This window comes from Paracoccus actinidiae, assembly GCF_030863885.1.
Taxonomy (GTDB): domain Bacteria; phylum Pseudomonadota; class Alphaproteobacteria; order Rhodobacterales; family Rhodobacteraceae; genus Paracoccus; species Paracoccus everestensis.
In genome coordinates this window covers 313,854-332,630 of sequence record NZ_CP132956.1, presented here as the reverse complement: position 1 = coordinate 332,630, position 18,777 = coordinate 313,854, and the positions used below count along the sequence as shown (strand labels likewise).

Genomic DNA, 18,777 nt, shown 5'->3' with positions numbered 1-18,777 from the left:
GAAATGCCATGCTGAAATCCGTCCTTTGCGCCGCGATCATCGCCAGCGCCGTCACCCCTGTGCTTGCGCAGGACAATGACATGGCATCAGATCAGGAACTGGCCAGCATAACCGAAGCCCTGGCCAAGATCGGATGTCAGCCTGGCCCGGAAGGGGTGGAAAAGGAACGCGCCGACCTGTTCGAGGTGGACGATGCTGAATGCGAGATTGGCCAGTACGACATCAAGCTGTCTGGCGATTTCACCATCACCAGCATGACCCTTGACTGATTCCACGCAGGGGGCGGGCGCTTTGCCCCCATCCGCCGATGCCCTGCGGATCACCGGCCTGTCGCATCGCTTTGGTTCGGTCCAGGCGCTGGCCGATGTGTCGCTGGCCGTCCCGCGTGGCAGCTTTACTGCCCTTCTGGGCGTCAACGGCGCAGGCAAGACCACACTGTTTTCGCTGGTGACGCGGCTTTACAGCAATGTCTCGGGCAGCATCGAGGTGGCGGGATACGACCTGCGCCGCCATCCCGCCCAGGCCATGGCGCGCCTAGGCGTGGTGTTCCAAAGCCGCGCCCTGGACGCGGATTTGTCGGTGGCGCAGAACCTGGCCTATCATGCCGCGCTGCATGGAATACCGCGCGCCAAGGCCCGACCGCGCATCGACCAGGTGCTGGACCAGGTGGGGCTGGAAAGCCGCGCGCATGACCGGGTGTCCGCCTTGTCGGGGGGCCAGCAACGGCGCGCGGAAATCGCCCGCGCCCTGATCCACAGCCCCGATCTTTTGCTGCTGGACGAGGCGACGGTGGGGCTGGACGTGAAATCCCGGGCCGAGGTTCTGGCCCTGACGCGCCGCCTGATCGCCTCGGAAGGCGTATCGGCGCTGTGGGCCACGCATATCATGGATGAAATCCAGCCCGACGACGACCTGGTGATCCTGCACAAGGGCCGCGTTCTCAGCCAGGGAAAGACGGCTGCCATTGCCGGGCCTTCGGGGCTGACCCAGACCTTTCTGTCGCTGACCGGGGCCGCCGCATGAGCGAACGTCGTTTTCCCGCGGCCGCCTGGGCCACCGCCTTTCGCGGCATCGCCTGGCGCGAAACGCTGCGCTTCGTCCAGCAACGCGGTCGCTTCATGGCCGCCCTGGTGCGCCCGCTGGTCTGGCTGTTCATCTTTGCGGCAGGCTTCAGGGCCGTGCTGGGCCTGTCGATCACGCCGCCCTATCAGACCTATGTCCTTTACGAGGTCTATGTGACCCCCGGCCTTGTTGCGATGATCCAGTTGTTCAACGGCATGCAGTCGTCGCTGTCGATGGTCTATGACCGCGAAACGGGCGCGATGCGCACGCTGCTGGTCAGCCCCTTTCCTCGTTGGTTCCTGCTGGGATCCAAGCTGATGGCAGGGGTGATCGTGTCGATCATCCAGGCCTATACATTTCTGGCGATCGCCTGGTTCTGGGACATCCGGCCGCCCGCCTGGGGCTATGTCGCGGTCTTTCCCGCGCTGGTTCTGTCGGGGCTGATGCTGGGGGCGCTGGGGTTGTTCCTGTCATCGGCCATCCGACAGTTGGAGAATTTCGCGGGCGTGATGAACTTCGTGATCTTCCCGATGTTCTTTGCGTCCTCGGCGCTTTATCCGCTGTGGCGGATGAACGAAAGCTCGCCCCTTTTGCACGACATCTGCGCGGCCAATCCCTTTACCTATGCGGTGGAACTGATCCGCTTCGCGCTTTACCTTGAGATGAACTGGCAGGCCTTCGGCGTTGTGGCGGGCTGCCTTGCGGTCTTTTTCGGCGGGGCCGTGTTCATGTATGATCCCGCCAAGGGCCTGTGGGCCAGACGGAAGGAAAGAGGATGAAACGCATCATCGTGGCGCTGATCATCGCCGCCGGGCCTGCATGGCCGGCTGCCGGAATTGATCCCGACTGGCCCTGCATCCAGCGCAAGCAGCCGCACCTGTCGCTGGGTCAGGTCTGGACCGGGCCCGCGCCCGACGACCGCATTGCCGAACTGGCCCGCGATCCCCGGATCGAGGCCCTTGCCGCCCGGCTGGAACAACGCCGCCTGCCGCTGGAAGACGCCGAGGTCGAGATCGCGGATTTCGCGGCGCAGGCTGACGATGCGGAACTGACTGCGCTGATGGTGGCGGTGTTCGGCAAGATCGAACCGGATCGGACGGCGCTGATTGACGGCATCGCCCGGTATGGCCGCAGCCAGGTGGACATGGCCCGCCGGATCGAGGAACGCCGCGCCGCCATGGCCGAACTGGAGAGCGCAACCGATCCAGATTTCGACGCCATTGATGCGGCCGAGGAGGCGCTTGACTGGGATCAGCGCATCTTTACCGAGCGCCAGCAATCGCTGACCTATGTCTGCGAAACGCCGGTGATCCTGGAACAACGGGCCTTTGCCCTTGGCCGGGCGATTGCCAGCCACCTGGGCGACTAGCGGGGCTTGGGCGCTTCCCAGGGACGCAGTTCGGCCTCCATCCAGGTGCCATGGGCGGCGTTGGGAAAGACGATCCAATCCTCGCCGAAGCGGTCTGCGTGATCTTCGGCCAGTTGGTGCTGGATATCCAACGTCGCCCCGGCAAAGCAGCCGTGGAAATCGTGCAGCGTGTCGCCCAGTTGCAGGATGATGCGGTGGTCCCGTTCAACGGCCGCGCGGCGTTCGGATTTGGGCGGGCCGAACAGCAGCACCTGGTCCGCATGAACCTGGGGCAGGCCCAGGCGGGACAGGGTGGCGATGGTCGCCAGCTTGTTTTCCTCGAACCGGTCCGAGACGTAGAAGATCGTGACACCCAAGCGGTCCGCCAGGTGAAAGAAATCCGCAGCCCCCGGCAGCAGATGCGGCGCCCCTTCGCGTTCCCACAGCTTCCAGGTCTCGAACCCCTCCAGGGCCTCGCCCAGGCTCATCGCGTGCGCCATGACGGCGGTGTTGTCCAGGATCGTCTCGTCGATGTCGCTGACCACGGCCAGCCCCTTGCCGGTGCCGTTCGCCTCGACCGCCGCGCGCAGCCGCAGCGTGGCCAGGGCATAGCATTGCCGCTGCAAGGCCTTCACCTCGGCTGACCGCTGCTGATAGCGGATCGCGATGGCGCGTTCCGAAGGATGGTGGCGGGTCGGGCTGGTCATGGGCGAATCCTGCAAGACGAGGACCGGACCCTAGAACCCCCGCCCGCCGTCGTCAAACCGCCGGAACCGCAGCCGGCAGGCGGGACGGGGCTTCGCGCACCGGCAGATGGATCAGTGCGCTGATTGCGCCCACGCCCACACCGACCCACCAGACAAGGGTATAGTCGCCGTAAGCGTCATACAGCGCGCCGCCCAGCCAGACCCCCAGGAAGGATCCGATCTGGTGGGACAGGAACACGAAGCCATACAGCGTTCCCATGTAGCGCAACCCATAGATATAGGCGACCAGCCCCGAGGTCAGCGGCACCGTTGCCAGCCACAAGGCCCCCATCACCAGCGAAAAGACGACAACGCTTGTGGGCGTGATCGGCAACAGGATAAAGGCCGCCGCCGCGATGGTGCGCAGGGTATAGATGCCCGCCAGCAGGTATTTCTTGGTGTAACGCTTGCCCAGCCAGCCCGCAAAGATCGACCCGGCGATATTGGCCATCCCGATCAGGCTGATCGCCGCCGCGCCTAGGGCGGATGTGGTGGTGATCCCCATGCTGGCCAGCGTTCCCATCGGGCTGATCGGGCCGCACATTTCCGTCACCATCGCGGGGAAATGCGCGGTGATGAAGCCAAGCTGATAGCCGCAGGAAAAGAAGCCCACGAAGATCATCAGAAAGGACGGGTCGCGGAAGGCGCGCTTCAGCACGCTGCCCAGGCTTTCCTCAAGCTCGGACCGGGTGGCGGGCTTGCCATCGCCCAGCATCGGCAGGAACAGCAGGCAGGACAGCACGATCACGCCGAAGATCACGAAAACGGTCTGCCAGGCATAAAAGCCCAGCAGAACCTCGGCCAGGGGCGCGCCAAAGACCTGACCTGCGGATCCGGCTGCGGTGGCGACGCCCAGGGCAAGGCTGCGGTTGTCGTCGCTGGCAGCCCGGCCCACGACGGCCAGGATGACGCCAAAGCCCGTGCCGGCAATGCCGAAACCGACCATCACCTCCAGCAGCTGCATCGTGGCGGGCGTGGTCGCAAGGGATGTCAGGATCAGCCCCGCCGAATACAGGATCGCGCCCAGGATGATCGCCCAGCGGTCGCCCCAGCGTTCGGCAAGCGCGCCAAAGATCGGCTGCCCGATCCCCCAGGCCAGGTTCTGGATGGCAATGGCCAACGAGAATTCCGCGCGCGGCCAGCCGAAATCGGCGGCGATGGGGATCTGGAAGACGCCGAAGCTGGCCCGCAGGGCAAAGTTGATCAGCAGGATCAACGATCCGCCGATCAGGATGGGCGTGAACAAACGGGACGTGGTCATGGCTGAACCTGCGCGGCATAAGGTCGCGGTCAGCGTTGAACCTGTCCCGTCCGAAGATCAAGCCCCGGCGGTGTGATGTGACCCATCAACGTCGTTGATGCGATCACCGGCACCGATCAATTGCGCCGCGCTACCTCGTTGTTGATCGAGAATTTCGATGCCGGGATCGACCCGCCCTCGCGCATCTCGCCCAGGATCACGGTGGTCTTCTGGCCGCTGTCATCGGTCACGACCCATTGACGCAACTGCGTCGGCCCGGCGGTGAAGACCATCTGGATATTGCCATATTGCGGGTTCTGCGGATCCTGGGCGGTCACCACGGTCGCGTTCTTCGATTCGGTATGGGCGGTCACCATGTTCGCGCGGCCCAGGTTCACGTTGGCGTCCAGGATGATCGACAGCGGCGTTTGCGACAGCGGATATTGCTGCGGCCCACTGGATTTCGGATCGAACACCGCCACGTTTCCGCCCGATGCCATCACCAGCGTGTTGTCGTTGTTGTATTCGAAACGCACCCGTCCGGGCCGCTGGATATAGACCGTCCCGGTCGAGATCGAACCGTCCGGGTTGACCTGCGTGAACTCGGAGGTCGCAGTCGTCATCCGGTTCAGATAGCGCGACAATTCGTTCAAGGGAATCTTCTCGGCCAGGGCCGGAAAGGCGAGGCCAAGGACAAGGGCGGGCGCAAGGGCGAGCGATCTGATGTTCATGGCGCCGATCATATCCTTTCCAAAACCGGATGCACATCACGTCTGGAGGATGGCACGGGCGGCGAACGCTCGCATCGTTGTGAGGGTTCCGGCCCACAGGCCGTTGAATGGAACGCATCGGGAACATATATTCCACGCATGGCACAACCCACCCTTCACCAGAAGCTGGCGATCCTGTCGGACGCGGCGAAATACGACGCCTCCTGCGCCAGCAGCGGCACGACGCGGCGTGATTCCCGGGATGGCGGCCTGGGATCGTCGGGGGGCATGGGCATCTGCCATGCCTATACGCCGGACGGGCGCTGCATCAGCCTGTTGAAGGTCCTGATGACGAACTTCTGCATCTATGATTGCGCCTATTGCATCAACCGCGTCAGCAGCAATGTCGAACGCGCCCGCTTCACGCCCGAGGAGGTCGTGACGCTGACGCTGGAATTCTATCGCCGCAACATGATCGAGGGGTTGTTCCTGTCGTCCGGCATCATCCGCAGCCCCGATGAGACGATGAGCCAGATGGTCCGCATCGCCCGGACCTTGCGCGTCGAACATGGCTTCAAGGGTTACATCCACCTCAAGACCATTCCCGATGCATCCCCCGCCCTGGTGGCCGAGGCTGGTCTGTATGCCGACCGCCTGTCGGTCAACATCGAACTGCCCCAGGATGCCAGCATCCGGGAACTGGCCCCCGAAAAGCGCCCCGAGACGATCCGCGCCGCCATGGCCGACGTGCGCCTGTCCCGGGAAGCCGCCAAGGAAAAGACCCATACCGGCAAGCGCCCGCCGCGTTTCGCCCCGGCAGGCCAGTCCACGCAGATGATCGTCGGCGCGGATGCGGCGACGGACCGGGACATCCTGGCGACCTCGGCCAACCTGTATTCCGGCTATGACCTGAAGCGGGTTTATTATTCGGCCTTCAGCCCGATTCCCGACGCATCCGCCGCCCTGCCGCTGATCAAGCCGCCCTTGATGCGCGAACACCGGCTGTATCAGGCCGACTGGCTGATGCGCTTTTACGGGTTTGATGCCGATGAGATCGGCGCGGCCCACCCGTCGGGGTTCCTGGATTTGGCCATTGACCCCAAGCTGGCCTGGGCCTTGTCCAACCGGGCGCAGTTTCCCGTCGATGTGGCGACCGCGACCAAGGAAATGCTGCTGCGCGTCCCGGGCTTCGGCACCAAGACGGTGACCCGGATCCTGGCCGCGCGGCGCAACGGGCCGGTGCGCTATGGCGATCTGCTGCGCATGGGGGCGATCATGTCGAAGGCGCGCGCTTTTGTGACGCTGCCCGACTGGCATCCGGGCACGCTGACCGACAGCGACAGCCTGCGCGCGCGATTCGCGCCCAAGGCCGAACAGCTGCAATTGCTGTGATCGGCGTCGATCTGCCCCATTTCGGACGTTTCGAGGCTTGGCGCGACACGGCCCGCCAGCTTGCCAGCAGCCGCGTGGCGCCTGACGAGGTGATCTGGGGCGATACCGGGTTGTTCGGCGCCGATCCTGTCCCGCCCCCCAGCTTGCACCCGGTGGTGGCGACCAGGGATTTTCTGAACCTGGCCGGGACCGTGGCCAGCCATTCCGACCCGGAACGCTGGGCCTTGCTGTATGCCGCGCTGATCCGGCTGCAGGATGACCGGGGTTTCATCGCCAATCCTGCCGACCCCCTGACAGACCGGCTGGGTCGCATGGCGAAATCCGTGCGCCGCGACATCCACAAGATGCACGCTTTTGTCCGTTTCAACGAAATGCCGGGCGACGGCCCGCGCCGCCGGTTTGGCGCCTGGTTCGAACCCGAGCATCCCATTCTGGAAGCCGCGTCGCCGTTCTTTGCGAAACGCTTCTCCGACATGGACTGGCTGATCGCCACGCCCGAAGGCACGGCCCGCTTTGACGGCAGTCTGCGATTTGAACCGCCCGCGCCGCGTCCCAACCTGCCCCCCGATGCCAGCCATGAATTGTGGCAAACCTATTTCGCCAACATCTTCAACCCGGCGCGGATCAAGACCAATGCCATGCGGTCGGAAATGCCGGTGAAATACTGGAAGAACCTGCCGGAAACCGGGCTGATCGCGCAGATGCTGGCGGACGCGCCCCGCCGGGTGCAAGCCATGCGCGACGCCGGCGCCAGCACCGCGCCCGGTTTTGCCGCCAAGGTCACGGCACGGATCCGACAGGCCCCGGACGAGACCCTGCCGCAGGATCTGGACACCGCCGCAGGGCAGGCCAGCCGCTGCACCCGCTGCGACCTGTGCCATGCCGCAACCCAGACCGTCTGGGGCAAGGGTGATCCCGCAGCGCCCCTGATGATCGTGGGCGAGGCGCCGGGCGATCAGGAAGATCTGCAAGGCCGCCCATTTGTCGGTCCCGCCGGGCAGTTGCTGCATCGGGTCATGGATCAGGCTGGACTGGACCCGGCCCGTGTCTGGATGACCAATGCGGTGAAGCATTTCAAGTTCACCCCCCGCGGCAAGCGCCGCATCCACCAGACCCCCAATGCCACCGAGGTCAAGCAGTGTCGCTGGTGGCTGGATTTGGAGCGTCGCCTTGTCCAGCCGAAGCTGACGCTGGCAATGGGCGCCACGGCGGCTTTTGCCTTGACGGGCGACAACCGCCCCCTGACCCCCCGGCGCGGCATGGTGGAAACCACGCTGGACGGCGGCCCGGTCCTGCTGACCTGGCATCCCAGCCTTATCCTGCGGCTGGATCCAACCCGGGCCGAGGAAGCGCGCCACCAGTTCGCGGCCGACCTGACGCAAGCTGCGCAGATGATGGCCGCCTGAACGGGCTTTTCATCTTGGTTCAAATATCCGCGGGGGAGTCCCGCAGGGAGGGGGGCGGCAGCCCCCTACAAAGCCTGCCCCAGAAGCAGCCGCGGCATCGGATCGACCGACAGCCCTGCTGCCTGCCGTATGAAGCCGCGCCGCAGGGCGGGAATCGCGCTGACCAGACCCATGCCGATGCCGCGCGCGGCGGACAGGACCGGATTGCTGCTGCCAAACAGCCGGTTCACCCCGTCCATGCCAAGCGCCAGGCTGGTGGCATCGAACCGCCGCCAGCCCTGGTATCGTTCCAAGACCAGATCCGTCCCAATCTCCTCGCCCCGGCGCGCCGCATCGACCAGAACCTCGGCAAGCGCCGCCACGTCGCGCAGTCCCAAGTTCAGCCCCTGGCCCGCGATGGGATGCACGCCATGCGCCGCGTCCCCCACCAGGGCCACCCGGTCCGCGACATAGCGGTCGGCCAGCGACAGGCTCAACGGATAGGTGAAGCGCGCACCTGCCAGGGAAATGTTGCCCAGGTAATCGCCAAAGCGCGGGCGCAGCACGTCCAGGAAGGCATCATCGGGCAGGGCGGCGATGGCGCGGGCGTTGTCATGGGTTTCCGACCAGACGACGCTGCTGCGGTTGCCGGGCAGGGGCAGGATCGCCAGCGGCCCGGTTTCCATGAAATACTGTTGCGCGATGCCGTGATGGGGGTGGTCATGCGCGATGGCCGCCACCAGGGCGGTCTGGCCGTAATCCCAGCCTTGCCGCCGAATCCCGGCGCGGGCGGCCACCCCGGATCCACGCCCATCCGCGGCCACCAGCAGCCGGGCGCGCAAGCTGCGGCCATCCGACAGCGTGGCCTGGATCCCGCCTGACGTGGCCTGCTGGTCCACGACCGAAAGCCCCGGCAGGTTCTGCACCCGATCCCGCATCGCCGCCAGCAGCGCGCGATACAAAAACCGGTCCTCCAGCATAAAGCCGACTGGGCCTTCCTCGATCTCGGCGCTGTCAAAATGCAGGAAAAAGGGCAAGGCCCCTTCGCCGGGGCGGCCTTGGGACGCCTTGACCTGGCCGATCGGCTGGCTGTCGCCTGCCAGCCCCGCCCACAACCCAAGCGCCTTCAGCAACCGCTGAGAGGACACGGCAAGCGCATAGGCCCGCCCGTCGAAGTTGTCGCCCGCCCGCGCATCGGCCGGACGGGGATCGACCACGATCACGCGCAGCCCCGCCTGGGCCAGGGCAAGCGCTAGGGTGGGGCCGTTCAGCCCGCCCCCGGCGATCAGGATATCGGCATCAAGTTCCATCGCCGCGATCATGCACGGGCGCGGGGCGAAGTCCATGCGGCGAAGCGTCGTCACCTGCCAGGATCGCGGCCAACCCGCTGCGGTAATCGGGATGACGCAGGACGATCCCCAGATCCTCCTTGATCCGCCGGTTTGATACCCGCTTGCTGTCGGCATAGAACGACCGCGCCATGGGCGTCATCTGGGCATCCTCGAACGCCACCTGGGGCGGGGGCGGCAGGCCCAGCAGTTCGGCGGCATGGGCCAGCACATCCTGCGGGGGCGCAGGGTCATCGTCGCAAAGGTTATAGGCGGTTCCGGGCGCGGGCCGATCCAGCGATGCCAGCAGCACCTGGGCGATGTCTTCGGCATGGATGCGGGAAAAGACCTGGCCCGGCTTGATGATCTGCCGGGCGGTGCCATTGCGCACCTTTTCGAACGGCCCGCGCCCGGGACCATAGATCCCGGCCAGCCGGAAGATGTGCAGCGGCAGCCCCGCACGATCCGCCAGGGACCGCCAGTCCCCCTCGGCCCGGATGCGGGTCTGGCCGCGTGGGCCGGTGGCGTCCAGGGGGCTGTCCTCGTCCACCCAACCGCCGTTCCGGTCGCCGTAGACCCCGGTCGTGGACAGATAGCCCAGCCAGCGGGGCTTGGCGCCCACCAGATCGTCGTGAAAGGCGGCCAGAACCGGATCGCCCCCCGGGCCAGGCGCGGCGGATACCAGGATCGCATCTGCCGTGGCGATCTCCTTGTGCAGGCGCGCATCCTCGCCGGGCCAGATCAGGGGCAAGGCGCCCGCCTGGGCCACCCGGTCGGGATCGCCGCGCGTGGTGCCCAGAACCTGCCAGCCCCGTGCGCGCAAGAGGGGCGTCAGGAAGCCCGCGCAATAGCCGTGACCGAAAACAAGCATCTTCATGACGACACCGTAACGGCACGCGTTCCCCGGCGCCAGACGCTTGCCTGCGCCCGGTCCCGCTGGCAGGGTCAGGGGAAAGAAGGATAACAAGAATGGACACGGATTCCCGTTACCTGCCGGTCGAAAGCCCCGAGGCGCCGGGCCGCCGGCAATTCACCGATGCCGGTGCCGCCGTCGCGCAATTGCAGGATCTTTATGCGCAATCGACGGGCTTTCTGCTGGACCGTTTCACCAAGGCATTGGAGGGCGACAAGCCTGCCGCCCGGTATCGCGCCTATTATCCCGAATTGCGCCTGACCGTGCCGACCCATCCTTCGGTCGATTCGCGCCTGTCCTTTGGCCATGTGGTCGCCCCCGGCAGCTATTCCGCGACAGTCACCCGGCCCGACCTGTTCGGCAATTACCTGCGCGAACAGATAGGCCTGCTGATCCGCAACCACGGCGTGCCGGTCACGGTGGGCGTCAGCGACACGCCTATGCCGGTCCATTTCGCCGTCGCCGCCCAAAGCGACCTGGCGGTGCCGCAGGAAGGGGTGCTGGATTTCAGCTTGCGCGACATTTTCGACGTGCCGGACCTGAACACCATGAACGACGACATCGTGAACGGCGTGGCAGGGCCGATGCCGGACGGGTCGCTGCATCTGGCGGCCTTCACGGCGCAGCGCATCGATTATTCCCTAGCGCGGCTGCAGCATTACACCGCAACGGCGGCGGAACATTTCCAGAACTTCATCCTGTTCACCAACTATCAGTTCTATGTTGACGAATTCGAGGCCTATGCCCGCTGCGTCCTGGGCGACGCATCGCTTGGCTATGACAGCTTTGTCGCGCCGGGAAACCAGGTGATCGACGACGCCGGCGCGCCCCTGGCGGTGCTGACAAAGATGCCGCAGATGCCCGCCTATCATCTCAAGCGCCCAAACGGGCAGGGAATCACGCTGGTCAATATCGGCGTCGGCCCGTCGAACGCCAAGACCGCGACCGACCATATCGCGGTCCTGCGTCCCCATTCCTGGCTGATGGTCGGCCATTGCGCGGGCCTGCGCAACAGCCAGCGGCTGGGCGATTTCGTCCTGGCCCATGCCTATCTGCGTGAAGACCACGTCCTGGATGCCGACCTGCCTGTCTGGATCCCGCTGCCGACCCTGTCCGAGGTGCAGGTGGCCTTGCAGGAAGCCGTGGCCGAGGTCACGCAACTGGAAGGATACGAGCTGAAGCGCATCATGCGCACCGGCACGGTCGCCACCATCGACAACCGCAACTGGGAACTGCGCGATACGCCGATCCACCGGCTGTCGCTGGCACGGGCGGTGGCGCTTGACATGGAAAGCGCCACGATCGCCGCGAACGGCTTCCGGTTCCGGGTGCCCTATGGCACGCTGCTCTGCGTCAGCGACAAGCCGCTGCATGGCGAATTGAAGCTGCCGGGGATGGCCACCGATTTCTATCGGACCCAGGTCGCCAATCACCTGCTGATCGGCATCCGGGCCATGGAAAAGCTGCGAGAGATGCCGCTCGAGCGGATCCATTCGCGCAAATTGCGGTCCTTCAACGAAACGGCGTTCCTTTGACCCTGCGTCAACAGGCCGGACGGTGCCCGCTTTTGCAAGAAGTGGCGAAAAACGCTTGATCTGTTGGGCAAAACCGTGTGTAGCAGGCGATATGCCGCAAACGGCGCTATTCGCAGGCCCCGCAGAACAGGGCAAGAGGAGACAGATCCATGGCAACGCCATCCGCGAAACCGATGACGAAGACCCAACTCGTCGCCACCCTGGCCGAGGAAATGGGTTCGGACAAGAAATCGGCCACGGCCGCCCTGGACGCGATCGCCGCCGTTGTGTCGCGTGAAGTCGCCGCAGGCGGTTCGGTCACGATCCCCGGCATCGGCAAGATCGCCTGCCGCGCCCGCCCGGAACGCCAGGTCCGCAACCCGCAGACCCAGGAAATGATGACCAAGCCCGCCGACAAGCAGGTCAAGGTGACGGTCGCCAAGTCCCTGAAGGACAGCGTCAACAGCTGATCCTTCCGCTTTGCCGGATGACGGGGCCGTGCCGATGGGCGCGGCCTTTTCCATTTTGGCCTTCCCGCTGCCCGGCCTTGCTGCTAGCCGTTCCTGCATCATCTGCAAACGGGGCTTTCCGCATGGACATTCGCGCGATCGGGATGGGGGTGTTCTTTGCGGTGATGTGGGCCTCGGCCTTCACCTCGACCCGGATGATCGTGACCGAGGTGCCGCCCTTGTTCGCCCTGGCCCTGCGCTTTGCCCTGTCGGGGGCGGCGGCGTTCGTCATCGCCCTGATGATGGGAGAAACCTGGCGGGCGCTGACGCGGGTGCAATGGCGGGCGGTGGTGATCCTGGGCCTGTGCCAGAACGCGCTGTACCTGGGCCTGAACTGGACAGCCATGCAGTGGATCGAGGCGGGGCTGGCTTCGATCATCGCGGCCACCATGCCGCTGATCGTGGCGCTGCTGGGCTGGATGCTGATGGGGGAAAGGTTGCGCCCCTTGGGGATCGCCGGGCTGGCCCTGGGCTTGATCGGGGTGGCGATCATCATGGGCGCGCGGCTGCAAGGCGGGGGCAGCGATCCGCTGGGTATCGCGATGTGCTTTGCCGCGGCCCTGGCCTTGGCGGTTGCCACGCTGACAGTGCGCGGGGCAAGCTCGGGCGGCAATGTGATGATGATCGTCAGCCTGCAAATGCTGGTCGGATCGGCGACCCTGTGGATCCTTGCCCCCCTGCTGGAGGATTGGCAGGTCGATCCCAATCCCCGGCTGGTCTGGGCCTTTCTTTACACCGTGATCGTGCCGGGGCTGGTGGCGACCTGGGTCTGGTTCAAGCTGGTGGGCCGGATCGGGGCGGTGCGGGCCGCGACGTTTCATTTCCTGACGCCCTTTTTCGGGGTCGCCACCGGGGCGCTTTTGCTGGGCGAACAGCTTGCCGCAGGCGATGTGATCGGCGTGGGGGTGATCATGGCAGGCATCCTGGCCGTGCAACTGTCCAAGGCGCCGGCGGCCGCGGTGCCGGCCCGCCGCCCGCCCCCGGCCTGACGGCGGGAACGGGGGACATCGGGGCGGCGTTGAAATCCATGAAATCCTTGCCATCTTGGATCCCATGCGCGCCGATCAGATCCTGCATCCCACGCCGGCCGGGCTTTACTGTCCCCCCGGCGATTTCTTCATCGACCCGATCCGCCCGGTGCCCCGCGCGCTGATCACCCATGGCCATGGCGATCACGCCCGGTCCGGCCACGGCGCGGTCATGGCCACGCGCCAGACGCTGGAGATCATGGCAATCCGCTATGGGACCGATTTCGCGGGCCAGCGTCAGGCGGCGGATGGTCCGATCCGCGTCGGCGATACCACCGTCAGCTTTCATCCGGCGGGCCATATCCTGGGCTCGGCACAGATCGCCGTGCAACCCGACCGGGGTCCGAAGATCGTGGTGTCGGGCGATTACTGCCGCCATCCGAACCCGGTCAGCGCGGCGTATGAACCCGTCCCCTGCGATATCTTCGTGACCGAGGCGACCTTTGGCCTGCCGGTCTTCAAGCACCCGGACCCGGCGGGCGAAATGACCCGCCTGACCGCCAGCATGGCCGAATTTCCCGAACGCCATCACCTGATCGGCGCCTATGCCTTGGGCAAGGCGCAGCGGCTGATCATGCTGGCCCGCGCCGCAGGCATCGACGGCCCCATCGCCATCCATGGCGCGCTGCAACGGTTGTGCGATTACCATGTGGAACAGGGGATCGACCTTGGCCCGCTGGTGCCCGCGACCGCGAAACAGGTCGATGCGCAACTGGTGATCGCGCCGCCCTCTGCCTTTGCATCCGCCTGGGTGCAGCGGTTCCGCGATCCCGTGATCGGCTTTGCATCCGGCTGGATGGCAGTGCGGGCACGGGCGCGGCAGCGCGGGGTGGAACTGCCTCTGGTCATCAGCGACCATGTGGACTGGCCGCAGGTCACGCAGACCATCGCGGAACTTGGTCCCCAGGAAGTCTGGATCACCCACGGAACCGAGGACGGGCTGATGCGGTGGTGCGAACTCCAGGGCATCCCCGCCCGTCCGTTGCGGCTGGTCGGATACGAGGACGAGCCGGAATGAAGGCCTTCGCGACCCTTCTGGAACGCCTGGCCTTTACGCCCGCGCGCAATGCCAAGCTGCGGATCCTGCGCCATTACCTGGAGGCCACGCCCGACCCGGATCGCGGCTTTGCCCTGGCCGCGCTGACGGGCGACCTGAAGCTGCGCACCGTGACGCCGGGCCTTTTGCGCGGGCTGATGGTGGAACGGGTGGACGAACAGTTGTTCGCGCTGTCCTATGATTTCGTGGGTGATCTGGCCGAGACCATTGCGCTGTTGTGGGAAACCGACCGGGACGAGGATGTGCCCCTCCATCAGGCCGTGGCCTTGTTATCTGAAACGGGTAAGGCGGCCCTGCCCACGGCCATCGCCGGGATGCTGGACCGGCTGGGCCCGTCGCAGCGGCTGGCCTTTCTGAAGCTTGCCACGGGCAATATGCGCATCGGCCTGTCCGCCCGCATGGCCCGCATGGCACTGGCCGACATGGGAGAGCCGGATGTGGCCCAGATCGAGGAGATCTGGCACGGGCTGAAGCCCCCCTATCAACCCTTGTTCGACTGGATCGCGGGTGGCCTGCGGCCTGAAAATGCCGCCCGCGCCCCGTTCCGCCCGGTGATGCTGTCCACGCCCGTCGATCTGGACCAGTTGGCCGCCTTTCCCCCCGCCGACTACATCGCGGAATGGAAATGGGACGGCATCCGTGTGCAGGCGATCAACGACGGCGGCGTGCGCAGGCTTTACAGCCGCACGGGCGAGGATATCAGCAACAGCTTTCCCGACCTGATCGAGGCTCTGAATTTCGACGGCGCGGTGGATGGCGAACTGCTGGTGCGGCGGGGCGATGACGTGGCGGTTTTTGGCGACCTGCAGAAACGCCTTGGCCGCAAGCAGGTGGGGCGGGGGATGCTGGACAGCCATCCGGCCGGCCTGCGCGTCTATGACCTGATGATCTGGCAGGGCCGCGACCTGCGGGAATTGCCGCTGATGGATCGTCGCGCCGTGCTGGAGGGCGCGGATTTCGGCAGCGATCGAATCGATGTCTCGCCCTTGCTGGATTTTGCCACCTGGGACGACTTGGCCGCCCTGCGCGCCGATCCCCCGGCCCAGGTGATCGAGGGCGTGATGATCAAGCGCCGCAACAGTCCTTACGTCGGCGGGCGCCCGCGCGGGCCGTGGTTCAAGTGGAAGCGCGATCCCCATGTGGTAGATGCCGTTCTGCTTTATGCGCAACGCGGGCATGGCAAGCGGTCGGGGTTTTACAGCGACTTTACCTTTGGCCTGTGGGACGCGGATCAGCTTGTCCCGGTCGGCAAGGCCTATTTCGGCTTCACGGACGAGGAGCTGCGCGAACTGGACCGCTTTGTCCGCAACAACACCATCGAACGCTTTGGCCCGGTCCGGTCGGTCGCGCCGAAACTGGTATTGGAGGTCGCGTTCGAAGGCCTGAACGCCTCGGGGCGCCACAAGGCCGGCGTCGCCATGCGCTTTCCCCGCATCAGCCGCATCCGCTGGGACAAGCCCGTGGCCGAGGCTGACCGCCTGTCCACGCTGAAGGCCATGATCCCGTGACCCTGCCGCCCGCGTTCAAGGACTGGTTCGCCCGGCAGGGCTGGCAGCCCCATCCCCACCAGTTGGACCTGCTGGCAGCAAAGGGCGACACGCTGCTGATCGCGCCCACGGGGGGCGGCAAGACGCTGGCGGGCTTCTTGCCGTCGCTGGTCGATCTGAAGGACGGGCACAAGGGGCTGCATACCCTTTATGTCTCTCCGCTCAAGGCGCTGACGGCGGATATCGCCCGAAACCTGGCCCGCCCCGTGGCGGACCTGAACCTGCCCATCCGGGTCGAGGACCGGACGGGGGACACGCGGTCCTCGCAGCGTGCGCGCCAGCGGGTCGATCCGCCGCAGATCCTGCTGACCACGCCGGAATCGCTGGCCTTGATGCTGTCCTATGAACAGGCGCCGCAGATCTTTGGCAACCTGCGGCGCGTGGTGTTGGACGAACTGCACGCGTTGGCGGAAAACAAGCGCGGCGACCAGTTGATGCTGTGCGTTGCGCGGCTGCGCACGCTTTCCCCCGGCCTGGTCGCAACCGGCCTGTCCGCCACGGTCGAGGATCCGCAGGCATTGGCCCGCTTCATGGGCGGCGCCACGGTCATCAATGCCGATCCCGGCCCGGAACCCGACATCGCCATGCTGGCCACCGCCCGTCCTGCGCCTTGGTCGGGCGGCGGCGGCCACTACGCCGTGCCCGAGGTTCTGGCCGAGATCCGGCAGGCGCGTACCACCATCATCTTCATCAACACCCGCGCCCAGGCCGAGCTGTTCTTCCAGGCCATCTGGGCCGCCAACGACGACAACCTGCCCATCGGGTTGCATCACGGCAGCCTGTCGCGCGAAGCCCGCCAGCGGGTCGAGGCCGCGATGGCGGCGGGCGAGTTGCGCGCCGTGGTGGCGACGGGCAGCCTGGATCTGGGCATCGACTGGGGCGCGGTCGATCTGGTGATCCAGGTCGGCGCGCCCAAGAACGTCAAGCGGCTGGTCCAGCGGATCGGTCGGGCCAACCACCGCTATAAGGCGCCAAGCCGTGCCCGGATCGTGCCCGCCAACCGCTTTGAGGTGGTCGAATGCATCGCCGCCCTGGAAGCCGTGCATGAACATGACCTGGACGGCGACCCGCGCGGCCCCGGCCCGCTGGACGTGCTGTGCCAGCATATCCTGTTGACAGCCTGCGCCGGCCCCTTCGATGCCGACGCCCTGTTCCGCGAGGCGCGGACCGCCGGACCCTATCGCGGGCTGAGCCGCGCGCAGTTCGACGATTGCCTGGATTTCGCCGCGACCGGCGGATACGCCCTGCGCGCTTATGACCGCTGGCAGCGGCTGATGCTGCGCGACGGGTTGTGGCGCCTGCGCGACCCTCGGGCCGCCCGCGATCTGCGCATGAACGTGGGCACCATCGTCGAGGCCGAGATGCTGAAGGTCCGCTTTCGCCGGGGCGGCGGCCTGCTGGGAGAGGTCGAGGAAGGCTTTGCCGCGACCCTGGTGCCCGGCGACACCTTCCTGATCGGCGGGCAGACCGTCCGTTACGACGCCCTGCGCGAGATGGTGGTCGAGGTGACGAAGCAGCCCACCAAGCAGCCGCGGATCGCGCTTTACTCCGGGATGAAGCTTGCGACATCGACGCAACTGTCGCACCGGGTGCAGGCGCTGATCGGGGATTCCACGCGCCACTGGGTGCTGCCCCCGGACACCGCCGACTGGCTGGCCATGCAGGCCCGGATCAGCACCCTGCCGCAGCCCGGCGTGCTGCTGAGCGAGAGTTTCCCCTTTCAGGGCAAATGGCATTTCGCGCTCTATGGGTTCGCGGGGCGCAATGCGCTGCAAACCCTGGGCCTGTTGATGACCCGCATGATGGAGGAAGCGGGACTTGGACCCTTGGGCTTTATCGCAACGGACTATGCGCTGCTGATCTGGTCGCTGGATCCCGTCACCGATCCCGCGCCGCTGCTGGACCGCGAAGGCTTGCGCGCGGGCCTGGGCGACTGGTTGGCGGGCAATGCGGTGATGAAGCGGACGTTCAAGAATGTCGCGGTCATTTCCGGCCTGATCCAGCGGAATATGCCGGGCGCGCGCAAGACCGGCAAGCAGGCGACCTTTTCCAGCGATATCCTTTACGATACCTTGCGCCGTTACGACCCCGACCATCTGCTGTTGCGGATCACCGCGGACGAGGCGCGGCGGGGCCTTGTCGATTTCGACCGGATCGAGGATATGCTGAACCATTCACCCCAAAGCGACCACCGCATGACAGGCCGCGTGACCCCCCTGTCCGCGCCCTTGCTGCTGGAATACGGCCGGGTGCCCATCACCGGCCAGGCCCGCGAACGCCTGGCCGAAGCCGAGGCTGCCGCCCTGATGGCCGAAGCAGGCCTGGCATGACCTATGCCTTCGACTTTGCGGGCTACGCGCTTGAGGCGCGGCCGTCGGGCGCGCTGTTCTGGCCGGAACGCCGCTGGCTGATCGTGGCCGACCTGCATTTGGGCAAGTCCGAACGCATGGCCCGGCGCGGCGGATCGCTGTTGCCGCCTTACGAGGTTCTGGCGACGCTGGATCGGCTGGAAGCCGAGATCACCGCCACCGATCCCGCTGCCGTCATCAGCCTGGGCGACGGCTTCGACGACGATGCGGCGGCCTTGGCCCTGCCCGATATGCTGTGCGACCGGCTGCGCGACATGGCCTGGGGACGGCAGTGGATCTGGGTCAGCGGCAACCACGATCCTTCCCCGGTTTGCCCGCGCCTCCCCGGCAAGACGGTGGACGCGCTGACCGAGGGGCTGGTCTTGCGCCACCAGGCGGGGCAGGGACCGGATGTGTCGGGTCATTTCCATCCCTGCGTCAGGCTGGCGGGGGATCGTCGGCGCTGTTTCCTGGTCGGGCGCGATCACCTGATCCTGCCCGCCTTCGGCGCCTATACCGGCGGGCTTGCCATCGACAGCCCGGTGCTGGCGGCGCTTGTCCCGCAGGGCCTTGCCATTGCGTGCGGCGCGCGCGCCCTGCCCCTGCCGGTGGGCGCTTCCCGGCGGCCCGGGCGGCGGGCATGAAAAAGG

Annotated in this window: 18 protein-coding genes; 13 read left to right on the top strand and 5 right to left on the bottom strand. The window is 66.2% G+C overall.

The features are described 5' to 3' along the window. Positions 1-8: 8 nt before the first annotated feature. The 4 genes from Q5701_RS01670 to Q5701_RS01655 are packed head-to-tail and all read left to right on the top strand — an operon-like array spanning position 9 to position 2,431. Positions 9-269, top strand: coding sequence for a hypothetical protein (locus tag Q5701_RS01670; RefSeq protein WP_234854347.1), 261 nt, complete (start codon positions 9-11; stop codon positions 267-269). Beyond that, complete coding sequence (gene pedB / locus Q5701_RS01665; RefSeq protein WP_306753425.1) at positions 262-1,023, top strand: lanthanide ABC transporter ATP-binding protein PedB/LutE; 762 nt, start codon at positions 262-264, stop codon at positions 1,021-1,023. The genes Q5701_RS01670 and pedB overlap by 8 nt, the downstream gene beginning before the upstream one ends. After that, a complete protein-coding gene (gene pedC, locus Q5701_RS01660) occupies positions 1,020-1,841 on the top strand; it encodes a lanthanide ABC transporter permease protein PedC (protein WP_306753424.1) in 822 nt (273 codons plus the stop codon). Before pedB ends, pedC begins: the two co-directional genes overlap by 4 nt. After that, positions 1,838-2,431 carry a hypothetical protein gene (locus Q5701_RS01655; RefSeq protein WP_306753423.1) on the top strand — a complete coding sequence of 198 codons (594 nt, stop codon included), beginning with the start codon at positions 1,838-1,840 and terminating at the stop codon, positions 2,429-2,431. Before pedC ends, Q5701_RS01655 begins: the two co-directional genes overlap by 4 nt. Here the strand turns inward: Q5701_RS01655 and Q5701_RS01650 are convergent. The 3 genes from Q5701_RS01650 to Q5701_RS01640 form a co-directional block, all read right to left on the bottom strand. Next, positions 2,428-3,117: an HAD family acid phosphatase gene (locus Q5701_RS01650; protein ID WP_306753421.1), complete on the bottom strand. Its 690-nt coding sequence runs from the start codon at positions 3,115-3,117 to the stop codon at positions 2,428-2,430. The genes Q5701_RS01655 and Q5701_RS01650 overlap by 4 nt on opposite strands. A 52-nt stretch (positions 3,118-3,169) precedes the next feature. Then, entirely contained in the window at positions 3,170-4,417 is a 1,248-nt protein-coding gene (locus Q5701_RS01645) for an MFS transporter (protein ID WP_306753420.1), read from the bottom strand. Between the two features lie 116 nt (positions 4,418-4,533). Next, positions 4,534-5,127, bottom strand: coding sequence for a LolA family protein (locus Q5701_RS01640; RefSeq protein WP_306753419.1), 594 nt, complete (start codon positions 5,125-5,127; stop codon positions 4,534-4,536). Positions 5,128-5,265: 138 nt separating this feature from the next. On the opposite strand from Q5701_RS01640, the gene Q5701_RS01635 reads away from it, so the two are divergent. Both Q5701_RS01635 and Q5701_RS01630 read left to right on the top strand, forming a co-directional pair. Beyond that, positions 5,266-6,498 (top strand): putative DNA modification/repair radical SAM protein, encoded by a 1,233-nt coding sequence (locus Q5701_RS01635; protein ID WP_306753418.1) that lies wholly within the window; start codon positions 5,266-5,268, stop codon positions 6,496-6,498. Further along, positions 6,495-7,904 carry a UdgX family uracil-DNA binding protein gene (locus tag Q5701_RS01630; RefSeq protein WP_373568602.1) on the top strand — a complete coding sequence of 470 codons (1,410 nt, stop codon included), beginning with the start codon at positions 6,495-6,497 and terminating at the stop codon, positions 7,902-7,904. Before Q5701_RS01635 ends, Q5701_RS01630 begins: the two co-directional genes overlap by 4 nt. A gap of 65 nt (positions 7,905-7,969) precedes the next feature. On the opposite strand, the gene Q5701_RS01625 is transcribed toward Q5701_RS01630, so the two are convergent. Together Q5701_RS01625 and Q5701_RS01620 are read right to left on the bottom strand one after the other, a co-directional pair. Beyond that, a complete protein-coding gene (locus Q5701_RS01625) occupies positions 7,970-9,229 on the bottom strand; it encodes a UbiH/UbiF/VisC/COQ6 family ubiquinone biosynthesis hydroxylase (RefSeq protein WP_306755502.1) in 1,260 nt (419 codons plus the stop codon). After that, positions 9,183-10,088, bottom strand: coding sequence for an SDR family oxidoreductase (locus Q5701_RS01620; RefSeq protein ID WP_373568601.1), 906 nt, complete (start codon positions 10,086-10,088; stop codon positions 9,183-9,185). The genes Q5701_RS01625 and Q5701_RS01620 overlap by 47 nt, the downstream gene beginning before the upstream one ends. Positions 10,089-10,180: 92 nt before the next feature. Between Q5701_RS01620 and Q5701_RS01615 the strand changes: the two genes are divergently transcribed. From Q5701_RS01615 to pdeM, 7 genes are all read left to right on the top strand, one after another. Next, a complete protein-coding gene (locus Q5701_RS01615; RefSeq protein WP_306753417.1) occupies positions 10,181-11,659 on the top strand; it encodes an AMP nucleosidase in 1,479 nt (492 codons plus the stop codon). Between the two features lie 149 nt (positions 11,660-11,808). Then, a complete protein-coding gene (locus Q5701_RS01610; RefSeq protein WP_089386943.1) occupies positions 11,809-12,108 on the top strand; it encodes an HU family DNA-binding protein in 300 nt (99 codons plus the stop codon). 122 nt (positions 12,109-12,230) lie between these two features. Continuing rightward, complete coding sequence (locus tag Q5701_RS01605; protein WP_234854332.1) at positions 12,231-13,136, top strand: DMT family transporter; 906 nt, start codon at positions 12,231-12,233, stop codon at positions 13,134-13,136. A 64-nt stretch (positions 13,137-13,200) separates the two neighbouring features. Further along, positions 13,201-14,193: a ligase-associated DNA damage response exonuclease gene (locus Q5701_RS01600; protein ID WP_306753416.1), complete on the top strand. Its 993-nt coding sequence runs from the start codon at positions 13,201-13,203 to the stop codon at positions 14,191-14,193. Next, a complete protein-coding gene (locus Q5701_RS01595) occupies positions 14,190-15,740 on the top strand; it encodes a cisplatin damage response ATP-dependent DNA ligase (protein ID WP_306753414.1) in 1,551 nt (516 codons plus the stop codon). Before Q5701_RS01600 ends, Q5701_RS01595 begins: the two co-directional genes overlap by 4 nt. Then, complete coding sequence (locus tag Q5701_RS01590; RefSeq protein WP_306753413.1) at positions 15,737-18,109, top strand: ligase-associated DNA damage response DEXH box helicase; 2,373 nt, start codon at positions 15,737-15,739, stop codon at positions 18,107-18,109. Before Q5701_RS01595 ends, Q5701_RS01590 begins: the two co-directional genes overlap by 4 nt. After that, complete coding sequence (pdeM, locus tag Q5701_RS01585) at positions 18,106-18,771, top strand: ligase-associated DNA damage response endonuclease PdeM (protein WP_306753412.1); 666 nt, start codon at positions 18,106-18,108, stop codon at positions 18,769-18,771. Before Q5701_RS01590 ends, pdeM begins: the two co-directional genes overlap by 4 nt. Positions 18,772-18,777 lie beyond the last annotated feature (6 nt).